Source organism: Providencia sp. (assembly GCF_003533305.1).
GTDB lineage: Bacteria > Pseudomonadota > Gammaproteobacteria > Enterobacterales > Enterobacteriaceae > Providencia.
The window spans coordinates 40034-58709 of record NZ_DOEH01000009.1 but is presented as its reverse complement, the minus strand read 5'-3'; the positions used below and the strand labels follow the sequence as shown (position 1 = coordinate 58709).

Sequence of the window (18676 nt, the reverse complement as noted above, 5' to 3'; positions counted from 1 at the left end):
AGCTCCTATTGACACATTCGCTCAATGAATTGAATTTCACCAATATCTAATGAAAGTGGCACCGATAATCCACACTGTTGTTCATCTTTCGCTCCCCACTTAACAACTATGTGATGCTCTTTAGGAATACCACTTAAATAAACCTCACCATCATTTGCAACGATCCCATTAGTGATGAGCTTTCCATTAGTAAAGACAGATACCAATGAACCAAAGGCAATCAATTTACCTTTATAAGATAATTTCAATAAAATTCGTGCGCCGCGTTTTGCTTCAAAATCTGCAAGCACAATCGCACCTTGTGTAGGTACTATTGTTATCGTATTTTTTCCTACATCATCATTTGCGCTAAGTGTTGCAGTATCTACACTAATTTGATTACGCTCATAACCCGTAACTGACGGAATAACAGCATAACCAAAAATATCGGTATAAAGCGATTGTCCATTATTTATTTTTAGATTGTTAATACCTTTTGCTTTAATTAATACGGCTGCATCATACATAGTACGTCCAGCTGTTAGACCATCCGAATGAAATAATAATGCCCCTGTAGCCGCTAAATTAACTGAATGATAACGTGGGTCATAATGATATGCCGCATTATAGTCACCAAACGATACGAAATAATTAATATCCACAGAATTACTGTATTCTTTTCGGTTATGATTATATTTTTGGGAAATATCATATTGGAGATTATTATTTACTAAACTCGTTCCACTCATACTCACAGCACTCATTAAATCACCTTTTTTACTGGTATTGTAATTGTAAGTTAACCAATTATTTTTTTTCGCCAAATCAAAGGGAATATGAAAATTTAAAGAAAGCATTTCGTCATTTGATTTATCGTTATCTTGTTGATAATATGAATAAGAAATACCATAATTTACCCTATTATAATAGCCACTGAAGCTCAGTGTTAAATTTTTATCTATTGCATATTTATCCCAATAATATTGTTGATAGCCATTAAGCGATAAATATCCAATATCAGCGAGAGACTGTGATACTGATAATTGAATTTGTTGTTTTTTTCTTCCACTATCATAGCCATTATTGTTTGATGTTGAAAAGTCATAATAACTATCGGTTGAATAACGATACGATGCTAATGAAAATGCAGTACCGATTTTCGGTAAGTACTTTGAATAATTCACACGATAAGACTGGCCACTCGCGTTAATATTATTACATAGTTGAGTAGAAGCATGGGTAATATCAGCAGAAATAGCACCAATTCGGCCTAAATTCAGACCTGATCCGATACTGTAAGCCTGATAATCTTTTGAAATAATAAACCCACCATATAGGGAAACGTTGTAAGGTAGTCCATATAATGCACTAGCTTGCATAAAATTAGGTTTACGCTTAGCGCTGCTAACATTATATTTCCCAATATCAATACTGTACTTTAGTGAGCCAGCTCTTTGCATCATAGGTACAGTAGAAAAAGGCTGTATATAAGAACGTGTTGCACCGTTAGCTTCCTCAATTGTAATGTTTAAATCCCCACTACTTGAAGTTGGGTATAAATCATTAAGTGCAAACTTACCGGGAGGCACTGATGTTTGATAAATAATATGGTCATTTTGCCGAACAACAATTAGCGCATTACTTTGCGCGATCCCCATTATAATCGGCGCAAATCCACGTTGACTTTGTGGTAACATATTTTCATTCGATACAAGTTTAACACCATAATAAGAATGACTTTTCATTATGCCATTGTCAGATGCCGTTTCACCTAAGATTAAATGGCTTTTTATTAATCGAATATCGCGCTCCAAATAGGTTTGCAAATTATGCCAATAGTTTCCATTCATACCATGGCTATAGGTACTATGATTCCGTAATCTCCACTGTTCATAATTTAATCCACTTCTTAAACCAATAAAAGTATAAGTACTATTTTTTATAGCGTGATTAAATCTAACTTTATTCCATTTTTTGTCATATCTAATTAAATAGTTAGAAAATAAAGCATTAATTCCATCATTCCATTCTTTATCATCAATATGTCCACGACTCACACTTTTCAATCCTATTTGTGGAATACTAATATCCAATCGATTAAGTAAAAAATCATAATGATAGTTAGCTCCTAACATTATAGAATCAAAATTATCTATATTTTCATTCATATCCTTTTTACTAAACTCTATACTAGCGAAGTTTTTCACCCCCCAATTAATTAGCATGCTTTTAGTAACTTCAGGTCTAAGTTTTTTATTAATATAGTCAGCTTTAAAAATAATCTTTTTATTATCCACTTTCTTTTTGTTTAAAAAAACATCAACGTAATATGCTCCAGGAAGCTGTCCTCCTACATATGAAAGATACTCTAAGTTATTAATATCAGCCACTCGGCTATCAGTACCTATATTAATAGAATTAATGTCAAATATGTCCTCAGCATTGGTATTATTAATATATGAGAAAATACCTATAACAATTATGACTATATAATATATAGTGATGAAATTAAATTTAGATGCCAACATTTTATATACTCTTATTTTTTAACCACAATAGCACCATAATCATTAATAAACTTAACCTCAATTAAATTTTTATCGGTGGTTTTTATTTTAAGGATATAGTCATTCTTAAAGGGATAAACGATCCCAATACCTTTAGCTTTCTTACCATCAATTAATATTTTTTTAATCGATAAATGGTACGGTGTCTGATTATTTATCATTATACCATCCGATTTTTTAACTATTTTAACCTGTTCAAAATCAATCGGAACCATATCTTGTGATCTTAAAAATAACTTGAATTGTGAATTAATAATTATCTGTAACTCATTTTCAGCATTGCCCTCTTTAGGTGGTATCGCTTTTACATTAAGTAAATAAAGTTTCTCCTGATTAGCCCCTAATGGCTCACCAATATATGAAATGCGTGCTGAACCATGACTATTTGGTTCAATCCTAAATAAAGGTGGCATAGCAATAAAAGGAGACTTTGTATTATTATCAAATGAAGATACCCAACTTTGAATTAAATAGGATTTTTCTTTATCTCCATTAAAAATAGGAATATTAATTTCACGTTTATTGATTTCATAAATAAAACGAGTTCCCCCTATACTTACTCCTGAAGCCTGAGCGAAAGGTATAATTAACATTAAAATAAAATAGAAAAATATTGATATTATTTTCATAAAATAGTCTTCATAAAATATAACTGTAGGGTAACCTAGGTTACCCTAAAATAATTATTGATACTGAACACTATAAACAGCACTGCTATTTGCAGAACCAGCTGTTACAACACCCGTTGCTTTATATCGTGCGGTATAATCTAAATCAATATTTGCACTCGTGAAGATGATTTCTTTTGAATCATCATAAAGCTTTATTTGTGAAACCGCATCCTTTTCAAATATAGCAATACCCACGTTCTTAGCAGCACCTTCGACAGAGTTTATCGCTAAAAGGTCTTGGTCATTAGGATCACGATTCCCGCCAAATCTGACTGTCACCGCTGAATTCTCAGGGCAATCAGTTAACTTTATTGTAAAATCTTTCAGACCCGCTAATTCCCCCTGTACACTTAAATTCTTAGATGAAATTTTACCAAGGTCGACATGAAGGTCTTTGGAACTACTATCAACTGTACAAGCTTGTTCTGTTATTTCACCGGTAAAATGAATAGTACCGAAAGCAAAAACTGTTGATCCGTTTATTACCGCTAATGCCATCCCTATTCCGATCAGCATTTTTTTTAAAATACTCATAACAATTCCTATAAATGAATTTTTAACTGTTAATAATTATTGTGCTATTAATTACTACGTTATGAATGAATCACACCACTATAAATTCTTAACATTAGCACTCACCTAAAATATAACACTCTACTTTAATCATGCTAATAAATTGACGTGTTAATTTTTATTAATTACCATCTTAAAAATTTACATCTTGAAAATGTTAACTCTTAATAACTAGTGTAATAATAAATATAATTTCATTTTGAATAATTGTGATTTCGAATAAATTAAAATATTAATTTCTATTTTGTTATTTATTATTTTCCGCATAAAAAAAACCACGACAATTAAATTTAACTATCGTGGTTTAAGGTATTTTAATTATAATTTGAAGCTATCAATATAAATCTTTGCGCTGATAAGGCTCTAATTCTCCCTCTTTACGCGTTTTTAATAGCTTTAATATCCATGTATATTGTTCTGGATTTGGCGAAACGAGATATTCAAGCTCTTCATTCATTCTGCGTGCAATATATTCGTCATCTTTACCATCAATATCATCCATAGGTTCACGTATATAGATATGTAACTGATGTGTTTTGTGATCATAAACAGGAAATAAAGGAACAATTTTAGCTTTGCAAACTTTCATCAAACGGCCAACTGCCGGTAAAGTCGCCTTATAGGTAGCAAAAAAATCCACAAATTCACTATGCTCTTCACCGTGATCTTGATCTGGGAGATAAAATCCCCAATACCCTTGCCTTACAGACGCAATAAAAGGTTTGATTCCTGCTTCTCTTGAATGCAAACGCCCACCAAAGTGATAACGCGCTTTATTCCATAAATAGTCAGCAACTGGGTTTTTTTGGTGATGAAACATCGCTGCCATATTTTGGCCACTAGCAGCAAGTAACATTGCAGGTGCATCCACAGCCCAACCGTGCGGTACCATAAAAATTACATTACTTTGCTGTTGCTGTAACTGTTCAATGATTTCTTTATTATGCCACTGTGTTCTCGCTAATGTCCTATCAGCACCACGAACACACAGCTCAGCGAGCATAACAAAAGATTGAGGCGCAGTTTCAAACATCCTATCAACAAGCTGTTCTCTCTGCTCTTCTGACTGCTGAGGGAAGCAATAAAGTAAATTAATTTTAGCGCGACGTCGTGCACTTTTTGCCAATTTGCCTACCCATTTACCAATTTTAGCCAGCATTGGGTCTCTAACCTTGACAGGTATATAGGCGAGCCCGACAAAAATAGCGGCTCCTGCCCATACGCCCCAATATTTAGGTAGCAAATATGAGGGGTGAAATGTTGGCACATAGCCTTTTTTACTGTCAGTGTCTTTATCTTTATTCATGCTGTATCCAAGTGAATAATCGCTATCTTCTTATAGTGTATCGTAATAATTTGCGAAAGCATTACAAAGAAAATTGGCAGATACAAGTACCTGCCAATTATGTTGTGATTAAGAGTTAAACTATTATAGTTTGAGTTGTGGTTTGTTTTCTTTCACTAATGCTAAATACTCTTTACGTTCTTTCCCCGTTAAACCACCAGAGTTCGGCAGTTTCGCTGTAAGAGGATTAACCGCTTGTTGGTTGACCCACATTTCAAAATGCAAATGAGGCCCCGTAGAGCGTCCTGTATTGCCTGAAAGTGCAATACGATCACCACGTTTTACTTTTTGGCCGGGTTTAACCAATAATTGACGTAAGTGCATATAACGAGTTGTATATTGTCGGCCATGGCGGATCGCTATAAAATTACCCGCAGCGCCACTGTATTTAGATACGATCACCTCACCATCACCAACAGCAAGTACTGGCGTACCAACTGGCATGGCAAAATCAACACCTTTATGCGGAGCAACTCTTCCCGTAACAGGATTGACTCGGCGTGGATTAAACTGTGAAGATACTCTAAATTGTTTAGCCGTAGGTGAACGTAAGAAACCACGCTCTAAGCCATTACCTTCACTATCATAGTATCGACCATCTTCAGCACGAAATGCATAATAGCTTTTGCCATTAGTTTGAAGACGAACACCCACCAATTGGCTTTGTTCACTACGGCCATTGAGTATTTCACGGCTCATCAATACACTGAATTTATCGCCTTTTTTCAATTTGCGAAAATCAACCTGCCATTGAAGGGCTTTAATCACTTCACGACCTTCATTGCGGGTTAAGCCTGCTTTATTCGTACTTTGAGCAAAAGAACCATCTACCGAGCCATTTAGAACACTATTAGTCCATTCGCCGGTACGGATTTCTTTTACTTCTTCAAACTTATTCGTTGCGCCAATTCGGTTAAACACGCGAACTTCACGACGAGAAACTTCCCAAGTTAATGACTGTAACTCACCTTGTTCGGTCAATGCCCAATTAAGCGTTTGACCAATCTTCATGTTACGCAATGATTTGTGTTGATTAGAAAGCATAGCAACGTCGCCAGCTTCAATACCAAATTGAGTCAATATACTGGTTAAGTTATCACCACTGGCGACAACATATTCATGAGGAATAGGCGCACCATCACCATCGGCTGCATCAGTATCTGAATCTGCAACACCCTCATCAGGTAATTGATCACTACTATCTTGAATAATATCATCAGTAGCATCATTAGCGGGTAATAATGCAAGAGGAATGACGGTGTCAGGGGTACCGTCATTTTCAGTCGTTGTTGGAATATGAACTGGCCGCCATATTGCGACGGCCATTGTCGCTACAGTGAGCGCACTTAGTACAATTTTGTGAGTTCTAGATAGGCTTCCATACACCTGGGCTAGACTTTTAGCCATTTGCTGCACTTAAAAAATTCCTTCTATTCTAATTCAGGCAGCTCGCGTACTGTTCTGACAGTTGTGTCAGAAACTGCATATAGCTATCTGGTCCTATTACCAGCCCACTACCAAGTGGGTCGAGAGTACCCATTTTGACTCCCGTATTTCGAGCTACGCTTTCAATGACTGCGGGCCTGAATTGTGGCTCAGCAAAAACACATTTGGCTTTATGCTCAACCAGTTGAGTTCGTATTTGATGTAATTTCTGCGCACCAGGCTGAATTTCTGGGTTTATCGTAAAATGCCCCAAAGGAGCCAATTGATAGTGTTTTTCAAAGTAGCCATAAGCATCGTGAAAAACGAAATAACCCTTGTTTTTAGCTGGCTCTAAAATATTAACAATTTTCTCATCGTTTTGCGTCATATTTTCTTTGAATTTACGAAGGTTTACGTCCAGCTTCTCTTTTTGATCAGGATAAAGCACTAGTAATCGTTCATAAATGTCTTGCGCAGCAAAATTTGCAATTTCCGGTGATAACCAGATGTGCATATTATACTCACCATGGTGATGATGTTCGTGATCGCTGTCATGATTGGCTTCATCCGTATGAGAATGACTGTGTTCATCCTCTTGATTTTCAGCCATTAACAAGGCTTTGATATTTGGCTGCTCAGCAAGTGCCAACCGTTTATTCTGCGCTAACGTATTGATTGGTTTCTGTAAAAACATCTCCATTTCTGGTCCGACCCAAACAAAAAGATCTGCTTGTTTAATTTTTTTCAAATCAGAAGGTTTGAGTGCATAATCATGCGGAGAAGCACCGTCTGGCAGTAATACTTGAGTTTCAGTGACACCATCAGCAATACCAGCTGCGATAAAGGCTAAAGGACGAAGAGAAGCGACCACATCCGCGCTTGCCGTTGAAACCATCGTTGCACTTAATACTGAGCTCGCAATAGCGCCTAATACCAATTTACGTGCGTTATTTTTTGAAATATGTGTCATTGTGGTCTTTTTCCGTGATTTTAATTTTGAAATGTTATAATATAACACAACATGATTTCTGCAAGATGTTTTTCATATGCAACCATTACTTAATTTAAATAAAATATCTGTTTCATTTGGTGAAAAAGAAGTTCTCAACAATGTCACTTTTGAACTCAATAAAGGTGAAATTGTGACCTTACTTGGACCCAATGGCGCAGGGAAATCAACGATTGTTCGCGTTGTGCTGGGCTTATTAGCGCCCACGTCAGGCACAATTGAAAGAGCCTCATCGCTCTCAATTGGCTATGTACCACAGAAACTACATTTAGATACCACACTCCCTCTAACCGTAAAACGATTTATGATGTTAAAGCTTGGTGTACGTTCAGAACATCTATTACCTGCACTTGAACGCATGAAAGCCACCCATTTAATCAATCAACCAATGCAAAAATTATCCGGTGGAGAAACCCAACGCGTTTTACTTGCCCGCGCGCTTCTCAATAAACCTGATTTACTGGTTCTTGATGAACCTGCACAAGGTGTCGATATAACAGGCCAAGTCGCACTCTATGACTTAATAAATCAGCTCAGAACAGAGCTTGGTTGTGCCGTACTTATGGTTTCCCATGATTTACATTTAGTGATGGCAAAAACAGATAAAGTCCTGTGTATTAACGGCCACATTTGTTGCTCTGGTGCCCCTGATGTAGTGTCAAATCACCCTGAATTTGTCGCAATGTTTGGCTATCGAGGCGCCCAACAACTGGGAGTTTATCGTCATCAACATAACCATCAGCATGATTTAGAAGGTAATGTTATCGCACCACATCAACACAGCAAGGACTGCAAACATGATTGAGTTACTTTTACCGGGTTGGATAGCCGGTATGTTACTGGCAATTGCTGCAGGTCCTTTAGGTTCATTTGTCGTTTGGCGTCGCATGTCTTATTTTGGTGATACCCTCGCCCACGCATCTTTATTAGGCGTTGCATTTGGGCTACTACTCAATATAAACCCATTTTACGCCGTTATTGTTGTTACCTTATTATTAGCAGTTATCTTAGTTTGGTTAGAAAAACGCCCTCAACTTGCTGTTGATACCTTACTTGGTATCATGGCTCACAGTTCCTTATCATTAGGCCTAGTGGTTGTTAGTCTAATGGCTAATGTCCGTGTTGATTTAATGGCTTATTTATTCGGTGACCTACTCTCAGTAACTTATGAAGATATTATCACTATATTGATAGGGGTTGTTGTCGTTTGCGGGTTGCTTTTTTGGCGTTGGCGGGCGCTTTTGTCCATTACGGTGAGTTCTGAATTAGCGTTTGTCGATGGCATCAATGTCCAAAGGTTACGTTTGTTACTCATGTTAGTGACGGCATTAACTATTGGTATTGCAATGAAATTTGTCGGGGCACTGATCATTACATCGTTATTAATCATCCCAGCAGCAACCGCGCGCCGATTTGCCAGAACACCGGAACAAATGGCCTCGATTGCGGTATTGATCGGGATGCTCTCAGTGACCGGGGGATTAACTTTTTCAGCTTTCTACGACACACCTGCGGGGCCTTCCGTCGTATTAACCTCCGCAGTACTATTTGTATTTAGTTTATTTGTTAAAGCTAAAAATTAATAAATATAATTAATAGTTAGATCTTACAATGACCTTACGCCCTATTTCAATCATGAATTAGGGCGTTTTAATTTATACTTAAATTACTTTTGGCGTTAAACCAAAATGCAAATAAGCATGGGCTGTCGCAATTCGTCCCCGAGGGGTACGCTGTATAAAACCTTGTTGTATTAAATAAGGTTCTAACACATCTTCAATGGTTTCACGCTCTTCACCAATCGCAGCAGCAAGATTATCAACCCCCACAGGTCCACCCATGAATTTATCGATAATCGCGACCAATAATTTACGATCTAAATAATCAAAACCAGCCGCATCAACATTTAGCATATCTAGGGCTTGGTTAGCGATAGCGTTATCAATAGTGCCATCACCTTTAACTTGAGCGAAATCACGCACTCGCCGTAACAGGCGATTTGTGATCCTTGGAGTTCCTCGAGAACGCTTTGCTACTTGCAAAGCACCCTCTTCACTAATATCAAGTCCCATATATTGGGCACTACGTTTCACGATATGTTGCAAGTCATCCACTTGGTAAAACTCTAAACGCTGTACAATACCAAATCTGTCTCTAAGCGGTGATGTTAATGAACCTGCACGGGTTGTTGCGCCAATTAATGTAAAAGGAGGCAAGTCTATTTTTATTGAGCGCGCAGCGGGACCTTCACCAATCATAATATCCAGTTGATAATCTTCCATCGCCGGATACAGTATTTCTTCAACAACAGGTGATAACCGATGAATTTCATCAATAAATAAAACATCATGCGGCTCTAAGTTAGTCAGCATTGCCGCAAGATCGCCTGCTTTTTCGAGGACAGGGCCTGAAGTTGTTCTAAAGTTAACACCAAGCTCATTTGCTACAATCCCAGCCAAAGTAGTTTTACCTAACCCTGGAGGGCCAAAAATTAATAGATGATCAAGGGCATCCCCGCGCATTTTAGTTGCTTGGATGAATATTTCCATTTGCTCTTTAACCTGCGGCTGCCCAATATACTCGCCGAGCAGTTTAGGTCTAATCGCACGGTCAATCGCTTCTTCTTCACTGTGCAAGACTTCTGCTGTAATCAGGCGATCTGCTTCAATCATCGTTTTATTCTCTTAATCAAAGTGCGGCACGTAAAGCATCGCGGATCAATGTTTCAGAATCACTACCCGGCTTCGCTATTTTACTCACCATACGGCTGGCTTCTTGCGGTTTATAACCCAATGCAATCAATGCTGCCGCAGCTTCAGCCTCAATATCCGCAGTACTTGGTACTCGACTGTTTACATTAGGTAAAGTGATATCACTCGTTTGGTTGAATAAGTCGCCATTCAAGCCTTTGAAGCGATCTTTCATTTCGACCACTAAGCGTTCTGCTGTTTTTTTACCAATGCCCGGTAATTTAACCAAAGAGGAAATCGCTTCGTGTTCGATAGCAGACACAAATTGTTGTGCCGACATACCGGATAAAATGGCGAGAGCTAATTTTGGACCTACCCCATTCACTTTAATTAATTCTTTAAACAAAGCACGTTCTTGTTTATCGTTAAAGCCATACAGTAACTGGGCATCTTCACGTACCACAAAATGGGTAAAAACGATGGCTTCTTGGCCAATGTCAGGAAGTTCATAGAAACAGGTCATTGGCATATGAACTTCATAGCCAACACCTTGTAGCTCTAATAAAACTAATGGTGGTTGCTTCTCTAAAATGATGCCTCGTAAACGACCAATCACGCTGATACCCTCAGTTTAATACTATAACCATGATAAAGCATGCCAAGTAACGCCAGCTGAAGTATAACAAAATAAGACTAAAGCAATGCCCTGGCAGTTTATGTATGTTGTTATCAATATATTGTTATTAATATGCTGTTTATACCACAAATAATACTGGATGCATATCCAGATATTATCTTAATCGTCCGCGGGTTAATACCAGTCGGGGATCGCCAACTCTTAATAAATTTTGATTAAAGTGGCAATACGTAATGGCAATCGCTAGTGCATCCGCGGCATCTGACTGTGGGCTAGCCGATAATTTTAATATCGATTTAACCATATGTTGTACTTGGCTTTTTTCTGCTGAACCCGTACCAACAACGGTTTGTTTAACTTGCCGTGCAGCATATTCAAATACAGGAATATTTTGGTTCGCGGCGGCAACAATAGCCACGCCTCTAGCCTGTCCTAATTTAAGCGCTGAATCGGCATTTTTTGCCATAAAAACTTGTTCTATTGACAAAACATCCGGCTGATACTGAGTGATTATTTCCGAGACTCCCGCATAAATACGTTGCAGGCGGCTTGGTAAATCATCAACCTGAGTACGAATGCATCCGCTACCCATATATAGCAATTGCCTACCCTGTTGACGAATAACACCATATCCCGTCACACGAGAACCTGGGTCAATACCTAAAATAATCGCCATGTTAAACCTATTGATGTTGCTTATTGTTTATCTAATCATCTTATCTATATCTAATCATCATCACAACAAACACTGTAATTGTTTAGATAAGCACTGTTTTTATAAGATATTTGGGTATGAATGATAAATAAAAAGAGAATGGAAATTATGGCGGCGTTAGAGAAAACAGGCTGATACCAGCCCGCTTTCTCTACGCGAGTGCTTCTTAATGACAATGGCTAAACCATACGAATTCATCCGTATTAAAGCAACTCAGCTACCTCATCAGAAATATCACCGTTATGGTAAACTTCCTGTACATCATCAGAATCTTCGAGCATGTCGATCAGACGCAGTAGCTTTGGAGCCGTTTCAGCATCAAGTTCAGCTTTCGTTGATGGTATCAAAGATACCTCGGCAGCTTCACTCGTGAAACCAGCTGCATCAAGCGCATCTTTAACTTCACCAAATGTTTCTGGTGTTGTGTAAACATCAATTGCACCATCATCATAAGTTTCAACATCATCAGCACCTGCTTCAAGAGCTGCATCCATCAATGCATCTTCATCAACACCCGGCGCATACGTTATCACGCCACGCTTAGTGAAGAGATAAGAAACAGAACCATCAGTACCGAGGTTACCACCAGTTTTAGTAAACGCATGACGCACTTCAGACACAGTACGATTGCGGTTATCACTTAAACATTCAACCATGACCGCAGTACCACCAGGACCATAGCCTTCATAGATGATGGTTTCCATATTATCGTTATCGTCACTACCTACACCACGCGCAATTGCACGGTTTAACGTGTCACGAGTCATGTTATTTGATAATGCTTTATCGATTGCAGCACGCAGGCGTGGATTTGTTGCCGCATCACCGCCGCCTAAACGTGCAGCCGTAACAAGCTCACGAATAATTTTAGTGAAAATTTTACCGCGCTTAGCATCTTGTGCCGCTTTACGGTGTTTGGTATTGGCCCATTTACTATGACCTGCCATGAAATATCTCCAAAAACGTCAATAAAATAATTAAACAGCAAATTCTAAAATAGCCTGACTGTTACTCCATGATTTGGTTAAATTAGCAGCTTCTTGCGGCTTCAACCAGCGAAAATCAGTATGTTCAGTCAGTGATGGCACTTGTTCTTCATTAAGCTCCATTTTAAACCAATGTTCTTTGCAATGCGTAACATCGGGTGCATAACGATGCCTAAAATGGGGGAAGATTTCAAAGATAATACTACGAGACAAATCATGTAACTGGCTTTGTTCTGGGTCAAAGCCTGTCTCTTCTTTTATTTCACGAAGTGCGGTTTGATAAGTATTTTCATTTAATTCCAGACTACCGGTAACTGATTGCCAGAAATCTGGATCATCTTTTCGCCGCATCATAAGCACCCTACCGCTATTTTTAGCCGTAATAATGACTAATACCGATTCAGGGTGCTTATAATTTTTCATTATTTGAACTCGTTACTCTGCATCTTTCGCTGCTTCTTTCGAAACAACAGAAATAGAAAGCTCAGCAAGTGAATCTGCATTTGCATAACTTGGCGCATTTGTCATCAAACATGCCGCTGCCGTTGTCTTAGGAAAGGCGATAACATCACGAATATTATCGGTTCCAGTAAGTAACATTACTAGACGGTCAAGGCCAAAGGCTAAGCCTGCGTGTGGCGGAGTTCCATATTTTAACGCATCAAGTAAGAAACCGAATTTTTCACGTTGCTCTTTTTCGTTAATGCCGAGAATATTAAAGACAGTTTGTTGCATTTCACCACGGTGAATACGCACAGAACCACCACCGACCTCATAACCATTAATAACCATATCGTAGGCGTTTGCTACAGCATCTTCTGGTTTTTGCACTAAATCTTCAGGTGAAAAATCTTTTGGTGATGTAAATGGATGATGCATAGCAGTTAAGCCGCCTTCACCATTATCTTCGAACATAGGGAAATCAATAACCCATAGCGGCTGCCAGCTATTCAAATTGGTCAGTTCGAAATCACGACCCACTTTTAAACGCAGTGCCCCCATAGAATCGGTGACGACATTTTTTGCGCCTGCACCAAATAGAATGATATCGCCATCAGTTGCACCTGTGCGGCTCAACAGTTGCTCAATAATTTCTTCATTGAGGAATTTTGCAACTGGGCTTTGAACACCTTCAAGGCCTTTTGCGCGCTCATTGACTTTCATCCACGCTAAACCTTTCGCGCCATAGATGCCCACAAACTGACCATATTCATCAATTTGTTTACGCGTCATTACTGCGCCGCCTGGCACTTTCAATGCAGCAACGCGACCTTTAGGATCATTTGCAGGCCCTGCAAATACAGCAAACTCAACATCTTTAACAATGTCAGCGACATCGACTAATTCCATTGGGTTACGTAAGTCAGGTTTATCTGAACCGTAACGACGCATGGCTTCAGCAAAAGTCATGATTGGGAAGTCACCTAAATCAACCGCTTTTATATCAATCCAAAGCTTGCGGATCATACGTTCCATCACTTCACGCACTTGTTCTGCGGTCATGAACGAGGTTTCAACATCAATTTGCGTAAATTCTGGTTGACGATCAGCACGTAAATCTTCATCTCGGAAGCATTTTACTATTTGATAATAACGGTCAAACCCAGACATCATCAGAAGTTGTTTAAACAGCTGAGGTGATTGTGGTAACGCGTAAAATTTGCCTTTATGGACACGACTTGGTACTAAATAATCACGTGCACCTTCGGGTGTTGCTTTCGTTAGCATCGGGGTTTCAACATCTAAAAACCCTTCTTTATCCATAAAGTTACGTACAAAGCTCGTAATTTTCGCACGAGTACGTAAGCGTTCTGACATTTCAGGACGACGTAAATCCAAGTAACGATACTTTAAACGGCTTTCTTCTGTGTTTGTTTGGTTACTATCGAGCGGTAATGGCTCTGATTTATTAAATATATCGAATTCTTCAGCGAAAACTTCAATTTCCCCAGTCGCCATATCTTTATTTTTCTGGTTATCTGGGCGAGCGCGTACTGTTCCTGTGATTTGGATACAGAACTCATTACGCAGTTCTGACGCTTTTTCAAATATGTCTTTACGCTCTGGATCAAAGAAAACCTGAACGATACCTTCACGGTCACGCATATCGATAAAAATTAAACCACCTAAATCACGACGGCGGTTTACCCATCCACAAAGAGTGACCTTTTGGCCTTCATGAGCGATGTTTAACTGCCCACAATAATTAGTACGCATACTATATCCTTTTACTCAGCTTGTTGTGCATTTGCTTGCTGCGAAAATTTGGCATCTTGCTGAACATTTAGCTGAAAATTCAGAATGTCAAAAAGGCAGACATTATACAGGAAATTCTGTTAGACAAACAGTTACCTATTTGGCATAAAGCCTAAATCATTTTGTTTTTTAATCATATTTTCACTGACTTTAGCTAACTAAATACAATAATAATATTGACTTTTATCAACAGAAAATTTCATCCTCTAAATAACTCAAATTTTAAGAGTACTAATATGTGACTAACACCCTTGAAACTTGAACTATGACAAAGATGATTTTAAGGGACTCAGCCCATGATGTACATATTCAAACAAAGGTTATTTAGCCTATTCATATTCTTTTATGCAAAATTCGCATGATCTCCACATGAAAACCATTCATTTACACCAGTCCAGATGACTCAAATTCAAATCGCACTGGAATTCAACTAAAAAATTATTTTTTCTTTAATTATTTTCGCTTTCAGAATTGTTACCGTTTTCAGTTTGCTATAATGACAGCGAAATGATGAAAATAGAAAGCAACCTAAGGATTATCAATGAAAAAATACTTACTCGCGACATCAATGCTACTTCTACTTGCAGGATGTCAAACGATGAAACCGTCTGATAATAGTAAGACTTTTTATGTCGATTCCTCTCTTGCTGACTGTGTTGGTGTTGCACCAATGAAATGTATGAAAATAAAAGAAAATCCGGCTGATGAGTGGCAATTCTTTTATGGTTCGATTCAAGGTTTTGATTATGAAACAGGTTACAATTACATATTACAAGTGAAACAATTTGATGTACCAAATCCACCGGCTGATGCACCAAACATCCGTTATGAGCTAGTAAAAATAGTCGAAAAGAAAAAATAATCACGACAATTTAATCAGTAATCAGCAGGTGTTTTACACTTGCTGACCTTTTTAATAATATTGAATATATTCGTCAATATAATGGCCAATAACTAAATTAGGCCAACAGCAAATATGACAAAAGAGATTAAATTATGAGCGCTAAAATTATCGACAAACTTGGGTTAATTACATTATCTCACCAGAAAATTGCAATGGTGCGTTCTCATAATAAACACTTATTTTATATTCCTGGTGGTAAGCGTGAAGAAGGTGAAACGGATGAACAAGCATTATGTCGAGAAATAGAAGAAGAACTTACATTACAGTTAGATATTAATTCAATATGTTTTTATGGTGAGTTCATTGGCCTTGCCGATGGTAAACAAGACGGAACACAAGTTCGTATTCGTTGTTATTTTGCAGATTATCAAGGCTTGCCAAAGCCTGCCGCAGAAATTGCTGAATTAGCTTGGTTTGATACCCGTGATCTATCTCATTGCTCTACTACTGCGATAACTATTTTATCTAAGTTAAAACAAGACGGAAAAATTGAATAATTCGCTAATGAATTCCCACAAAAAGCGTAATTTGATTTGTAGAACCACTTTTTAACCCTTACAATTCATAAATTAGCCTCAATATGCATTAGTATAATTTATAACTTTATTTATTTTAATAATATGTTTGGTCTGATGGTGGAGTAAAAAATGGTCAGCTCTTTATATGCTGTACTAGGTGCCTTACTGCTGCTTAGGTTATCTTTAAATGTCGTGAAATTACGAGGCCAGTACCGCGTTGCTTATGGGGATGGCGGTTTTTATGAATTGCAGACGGCTATTCGTGTTCATGGTAATGCAATTGAGTATATTCCTATCTCATTAATTTTATTATTATTAATGGAGATGAATGGTGCGCAAGTATGGATGATCCATCTTTGTGGCATTATTCTAGTCGCAGGCCGGTTATTGCATTCCTATGGACTAAAAAATCACGATTACGCCTACCGTCGATCAGGTATGGCCGCAACCTATATTGCAATGACACTCATGGTTATCGCCAATACCTACTATTTACCTTGGATTCAAATATTCACATTTGAACTTTAGATTTTCTCATTCCATACGATATTTTTGAAAAATTTTATCGTATTTTCATTTTTGCGGTGTACTGATAGATTTTCAGGTTTTGCAGCTTTCTGCTACAATCCGCAACTACCTTCGTTTTATTTATTAATTTAATACAGATCTTATGTCAAGTCAGGATTCGAAACACCAAGATAGCCTCTTTTCTGCACCAATTGCTAACTTAGGCGATTGGCAATTTGATGAAAAAGTTGCCGAAGTTTTCCCCGATATGATCCAGCGCTCAGTGCCGGGTTATTCTAATATTATTACTATGATAGGCATGTTAGCAGAACGTTTTGTTACACCAAATAGCCAAGTTTATGACTTGGGTTGCTCATTAGGGGCGGCAACACTGTCTATTCGTCGTAATTTAACTGCCGATAATTGTAAAATTATTGCGGTTGATAACTCACCAGCTATGGTAGAGCGCTGTCGACGTCATATTGATGCATATAAAGCAGATACACCAGTTGATATCATTGAAGGCGACATTCGCCATGTTCAAATAGAAAATGCATCAATGGTTGTACTTAATTTTACATTACAATTTCTGAATCCAGAAGATCGTCAATTATTACTTAATAAAATCTACCAAGGGTTAAAGCCAGGTGGAATTTTAGTCCTTTCTGAGAAATTTAATTTTGAAGATAGCGAAATCGGTGAATTGCTGTTCAACATGCACCACGATTTTAAACGTGCCAATGGCTACAGCGAATTAGAAATCAGTCAAAAACGCAGCATGTTAGAAAACGTGATGCTAACAGATACAGTAGCTACACATAAATCTCGCTTAAATAAAGCAGGATTTACCCATTGTGAAGTCTGGTTTCAATGCTTTAATTTCGGTTCTTTATTAGCGTTAAAAGAGGCTAACTCATGATAGATTTCGGTCGTTTCTATCAGCAAATCGCAGTAGGCCCTTTAAGCCATTGGCTTGATACACTACCTGCTCAATTAACTGAGTGGAAGAAAAAAGGTTTACATGGCGGCTTTTCATCATGGGAAAAAATGCTTGATAACCTGCCATTGATGATACCTACAGATTTAGATTTAAAACAAAGCGTCACTGCAACCCGTGATCCTGAGCTTTCATCAGGGGAAACTCGTCGCCTTAATAATATACTCGAACAACTCAAACCTTGGCGTAAAGGACCTTTTTCACTATACGGTGTTGATATCGATACTGAATGGCGTTCAGATTGGAAATGGGATCGCGTACTACCGCATATATCCCCACTCAAAGACCGCTATGTGTTAGATGTAGGTTGTGGAAGTGGTTATCACATGTGGCGCATGTTGGGTGAAGACGCTAAGTTTGCCGTCGGCATCGATCCTACCCAGCTTTTTTTATGCCAATTCGAAGCGGTGAGAAAATTATTAGGTGATAACCAGCGCGCACATTTATTACCATTAGGTATCGAGCAACTTCCTGCGTTAAATGCTTTTGATACTGTTTTTTCAATGGGTGTACTTTACCACCGCCGCTCACCTCTTGACCATTTATGGCAACTGAAAGATCAGTTAGTCAGCGAAGGTGAATTAGTATTAGAAAGCTTAGTCATTGAAGGGGATGAGTTCCAATGCCTACTACCGGGAGAACGTTATGCACAAATGCGTAATGTTTACTTTATCCCGTCAGCAAAAATGCTCAAGATTTGGTTAGAAAAATGTGGATTTGTTGATGTTCGTATTGTTGATCAAGCGGTTACTTCTGTTGATGAACAACGTCGTACCCCATGGATGAAAACGGAGTCACTGGCTGAGTTTTTAGACCCAAATGATATGACCAAAACAATTGAAGGTTATCCTGCACCACTTCGTGCCATTTTAGTCGCACGTAAACCTTAAAAATAAG

The 18676-nt window shown here is 38.1% G+C and carries 19 protein-coding genes; 7 read left to right on the top strand and 12 right to left on the bottom strand.

What is annotated here, in order from left to right; translation table 11 throughout:
• Nucleotides 1–5: 5 nt before the first annotated feature.
• From DD649_RS02975 to znuA, 6 genes are all read right to left on the bottom strand, one after another.
• Nucleotides 6–2507 carry a fimbria/pilus outer membrane usher protein gene (locus DD649_RS02975; RefSeq protein ID WP_294103447.1) on the bottom strand — a complete coding sequence of 834 codons (2502 nt, stop codon included), beginning with the start codon at nt 2505–2507 and terminating at the stop codon, nt 6–8.
• An 11-nt stretch (nt 2508–2518) separates the two neighbouring features.
• A complete protein-coding gene (locus tag DD649_RS02970) occupies nt 2519–3175 on the bottom strand; it encodes a molecular chaperone (protein ID WP_294103445.1) in 657 nt (218 codons plus the stop codon).
• A gap of 54 nt (nt 3176–3229) precedes the next feature.
• On the bottom strand, nt 3230–3751 hold the full coding sequence (locus DD649_RS02965; RefSeq protein WP_294103443.1) for a fimbrial protein: 522 nt from the start codon (nt 3749–3751) through the stop codon (nt 3230–3232).
• Nucleotides 3752–4124: 373 nt separating this feature from the next.
• Entirely contained in the window at nt 4125–5096 is a 972-nt protein-coding gene (gene lpxM / locus DD649_RS02960) for a lauroyl-Kdo(2)-lipid IV(A) myristoyltransferase (protein ID WP_336428990.1), read from the bottom strand.
• 123 nt (nt 5097–5219) lie between these two features.
• Entirely contained in the window at nt 5220–6542 is a 1323-nt protein-coding gene (mepM, locus tag DD649_RS02955; RefSeq protein ID WP_294103439.1) for a murein DD-endopeptidase MepM, read from the bottom strand.
• Nucleotides 6543–6570: 28 nt separating this feature from the next.
• Nucleotides 6571–7530, bottom strand: coding sequence for a zinc ABC transporter substrate-binding protein ZnuA (gene znuA / locus DD649_RS02950; protein ID WP_294103437.1), 960 nt, complete (start codon nt 7528–7530; stop codon nt 6571–6573).
• Nucleotides 7531–7606: 76 nt separating this feature from the next.
• Between znuA and znuC the strand changes: the two genes are divergently transcribed.
• Nucleotides 7607–8374, top strand: coding sequence for a zinc ABC transporter ATP-binding protein ZnuC (gene znuC, locus DD649_RS02945; protein WP_336428989.1), 768 nt, complete (start codon nt 7607–7609; stop codon nt 8372–8374).
• On the top strand, nt 8367–9152 hold the full coding sequence (znuB, locus tag DD649_RS02940; RefSeq protein WP_294103435.1) for a zinc ABC transporter permease subunit ZnuB: 786 nt from the start codon (nt 8367–8369) through the stop codon (nt 9150–9152). The genes znuC and znuB overlap by 8 nt, the downstream gene beginning before the upstream one ends.
• 78 nt (nt 9153–9230) lie before the next feature.
• Here znuB and ruvB read toward each other — a convergent pair whose 3' ends face one another.
• From ruvB to aspS, 6 genes are all read right to left on the bottom strand, one after another.
• On the bottom strand, nt 9231–10241 hold the full coding sequence (ruvB, locus tag DD649_RS02935) for a Holliday junction branch migration DNA helicase RuvB (protein ID WP_294103433.1): 1011 nt from the start codon (nt 10239–10241) through the stop codon (nt 9231–9233).
• 16 nt (nt 10242–10257) lie between these two features.
• Complete coding sequence (gene ruvA, locus DD649_RS02930; RefSeq protein WP_336428986.1) at nt 10258–10875, bottom strand: Holliday junction branch migration protein RuvA; 618 nt, start codon at nt 10873–10875, stop codon at nt 10258–10260.
• Between the two features lie 175 nt (nt 10876–11050).
• Nucleotides 11051–11572 (bottom strand): crossover junction endodeoxyribonuclease RuvC, encoded by a 522-nt coding sequence (ruvC, locus tag DD649_RS02925; RefSeq protein ID WP_294103429.1) that lies wholly within the window; start codon nt 11570–11572, stop codon nt 11051–11053.
• A 242-nt stretch (nt 11573–11814) separates the two neighbouring features.
• Entirely contained in the window at nt 11815–12558 is a 744-nt protein-coding gene (locus tag DD649_RS02920; protein ID WP_294103427.1) for a YebC/PmpR family DNA-binding transcriptional regulator, read from the bottom strand.
• 30 nt (nt 12559–12588) lie between these two features.
• On the bottom strand, nt 12589–13020 hold the full coding sequence (nudB, locus tag DD649_RS02915) for a dihydroneopterin triphosphate diphosphatase (protein ID WP_294103425.1): 432 nt from the start codon (nt 13018–13020) through the stop codon (nt 12589–12591).
• Nucleotides 13021–13032: 12 nt separating this feature from the next.
• Nucleotides 13033–14814, bottom strand: coding sequence for an aspartate--tRNA ligase (gene aspS, locus DD649_RS02910; protein WP_294103422.1), 1782 nt, complete (start codon nt 14812–14814; stop codon nt 13033–13035).
• Between the two features lie 580 nt (nt 14815–15394).
• Between aspS and DD649_RS02905 the strand changes: the two genes are divergently transcribed.
• From DD649_RS02905 to cmoB, 5 genes are all read left to right on the top strand, one after another.
• On the top strand, nt 15395–15715 hold the full coding sequence (locus DD649_RS02905; protein WP_294103420.1) for a DUF4377 domain-containing protein: 321 nt from the start codon (nt 15395–15397) through the stop codon (nt 15713–15715).
• Nucleotides 15716–15849: 134 nt separating this feature from the next.
• Nucleotides 15850–16254, top strand: coding sequence for an NUDIX domain-containing protein (locus tag DD649_RS02900; RefSeq protein ID WP_294103418.1), 405 nt, complete (start codon nt 15850–15852; stop codon nt 16252–16254).
• 150 nt (nt 16255–16404) lie between these two features.
• Nucleotides 16405–16803: an MAPEG family protein gene (locus tag DD649_RS02895; RefSeq protein ID WP_294103416.1), complete on the top strand. Its 399-nt coding sequence runs from the start codon at nt 16405–16407 to the stop codon at nt 16801–16803.
• Between the two features lie 142 nt (nt 16804–16945).
• Nucleotides 16946–17701, top strand: coding sequence for a carboxy-S-adenosyl-L-methionine synthase CmoA (cmoA, locus tag DD649_RS02890; RefSeq protein ID WP_336428979.1), 756 nt, complete (start codon nt 16946–16948; stop codon nt 17699–17701).
• Entirely contained in the window at nt 17698–18669 is a 972-nt protein-coding gene (gene cmoB, locus DD649_RS02885) for a tRNA 5-methoxyuridine(34)/uridine 5-oxyacetic acid(34) synthase CmoB (protein ID WP_294103411.1), read from the top strand. The genes cmoA and cmoB overlap by 4 nt, the downstream gene beginning before the upstream one ends.
• Nucleotides 18670–18676 lie beyond the last annotated feature (7 nt).

Bases quoted from the DNA above. Each gene is read 5' to 3' on its own strand.
- DD649_RS02975 (WP_294103447.1), bottom strand. From the start codon at position 2,507: ATGTTGGCATCTAAATTTAATTTCATCACTATATATTATATAGTCATA.
- znuA (WP_294103437.1), bottom strand. From the start codon at position 7,530: ATGACACATATTTCAAAAAATAACGCACGTAAATTGGTATTAGGCGCT.
- mepM (WP_294103439.1), bottom strand. From the start codon at position 6,542: ATGGCTAAAAGTCTAGCCCAGGTGTATGGAAGCCTATCTAGAACTCAC.
- cmoA (WP_336428979.1), top strand. From the start codon at position 16,946: ATGTCAAGTCAGGATTCGAAACACCAAGATAGCCTCTTTTCTGCACCA.
- DD649_RS02920 (WP_294103427.1), bottom strand. From the start codon at position 12,558: ATGGCAGGTCATAGTAAATGGGCCAATACCAAACACCGTAAAGCGGCA.
- DD649_RS02970 (WP_294103445.1), bottom strand. From the start codon at position 3,175: ATGAAAATAATATCAATATTTTTCTATTTTATTTTAATGTTAATTATA.
- DD649_RS02965 (WP_294103443.1), bottom strand. From the start codon at position 3,751: ATGAGTATTTTAAAAAAAATGCTGATCGGAATAGGGATGGCATTAGCG.
- cmoB (WP_294103411.1), top strand. From the start codon at position 17,698: ATGATAGATTTCGGTCGTTTCTATCAGCAAATCGCAGTAGGCCCTTTA.
- DD649_RS02905 (WP_294103420.1), top strand. From the start codon at position 15,395: ATGAAAAAATACTTACTCGCGACATCAATGCTACTTCTACTTGCAGGA.
- lpxM (WP_336428990.1), bottom strand. From the start codon at position 5,096: ATGAATAAAGATAAAGACACTGACAGTAAAAAAGGCTATGTGCCAACA.
- znuC (WP_336428989.1), top strand. From the start codon at position 7,607: ATGCAACCATTACTTAATTTAAATAAAATATCTGTTTCATTTGGTGAA.
- DD649_RS02900 (WP_294103418.1), top strand. From the start codon at position 15,850: ATGAGCGCTAAAATTATCGACAAACTTGGGTTAATTACATTATCTCAC.
- ruvB (WP_294103433.1), bottom strand. From the start codon at position 10,241: ATGATTGAAGCAGATCGCCTGATTACAGCAGAAGTCTTGCACAGTGAA.
- ruvC (WP_294103429.1), bottom strand. From the start codon at position 11,572: ATGGCGATTATTTTAGGTATTGACCCAGGTTCTCGTGTGACGGGATAT.
- aspS (WP_294103422.1), bottom strand. From the start codon at position 14,814: ATGCGTACTAATTATTGTGGGCAGTTAAACATCGCTCATGAAGGCCAA.
- znuB (WP_294103435.1), top strand. From the start codon at position 8,367: ATGATTGAGTTACTTTTACCGGGTTGGATAGCCGGTATGTTACTGGCA.
- nudB (WP_294103425.1), bottom strand. From the start codon at position 13,020: ATGAAAAATTATAAGCACCCTGAATCGGTATTAGTCATTATTACGGCT.
- DD649_RS02895 (WP_294103416.1), top strand. From the start codon at position 16,405: ATGGTCAGCTCTTTATATGCTGTACTAGGTGCCTTACTGCTGCTTAGG.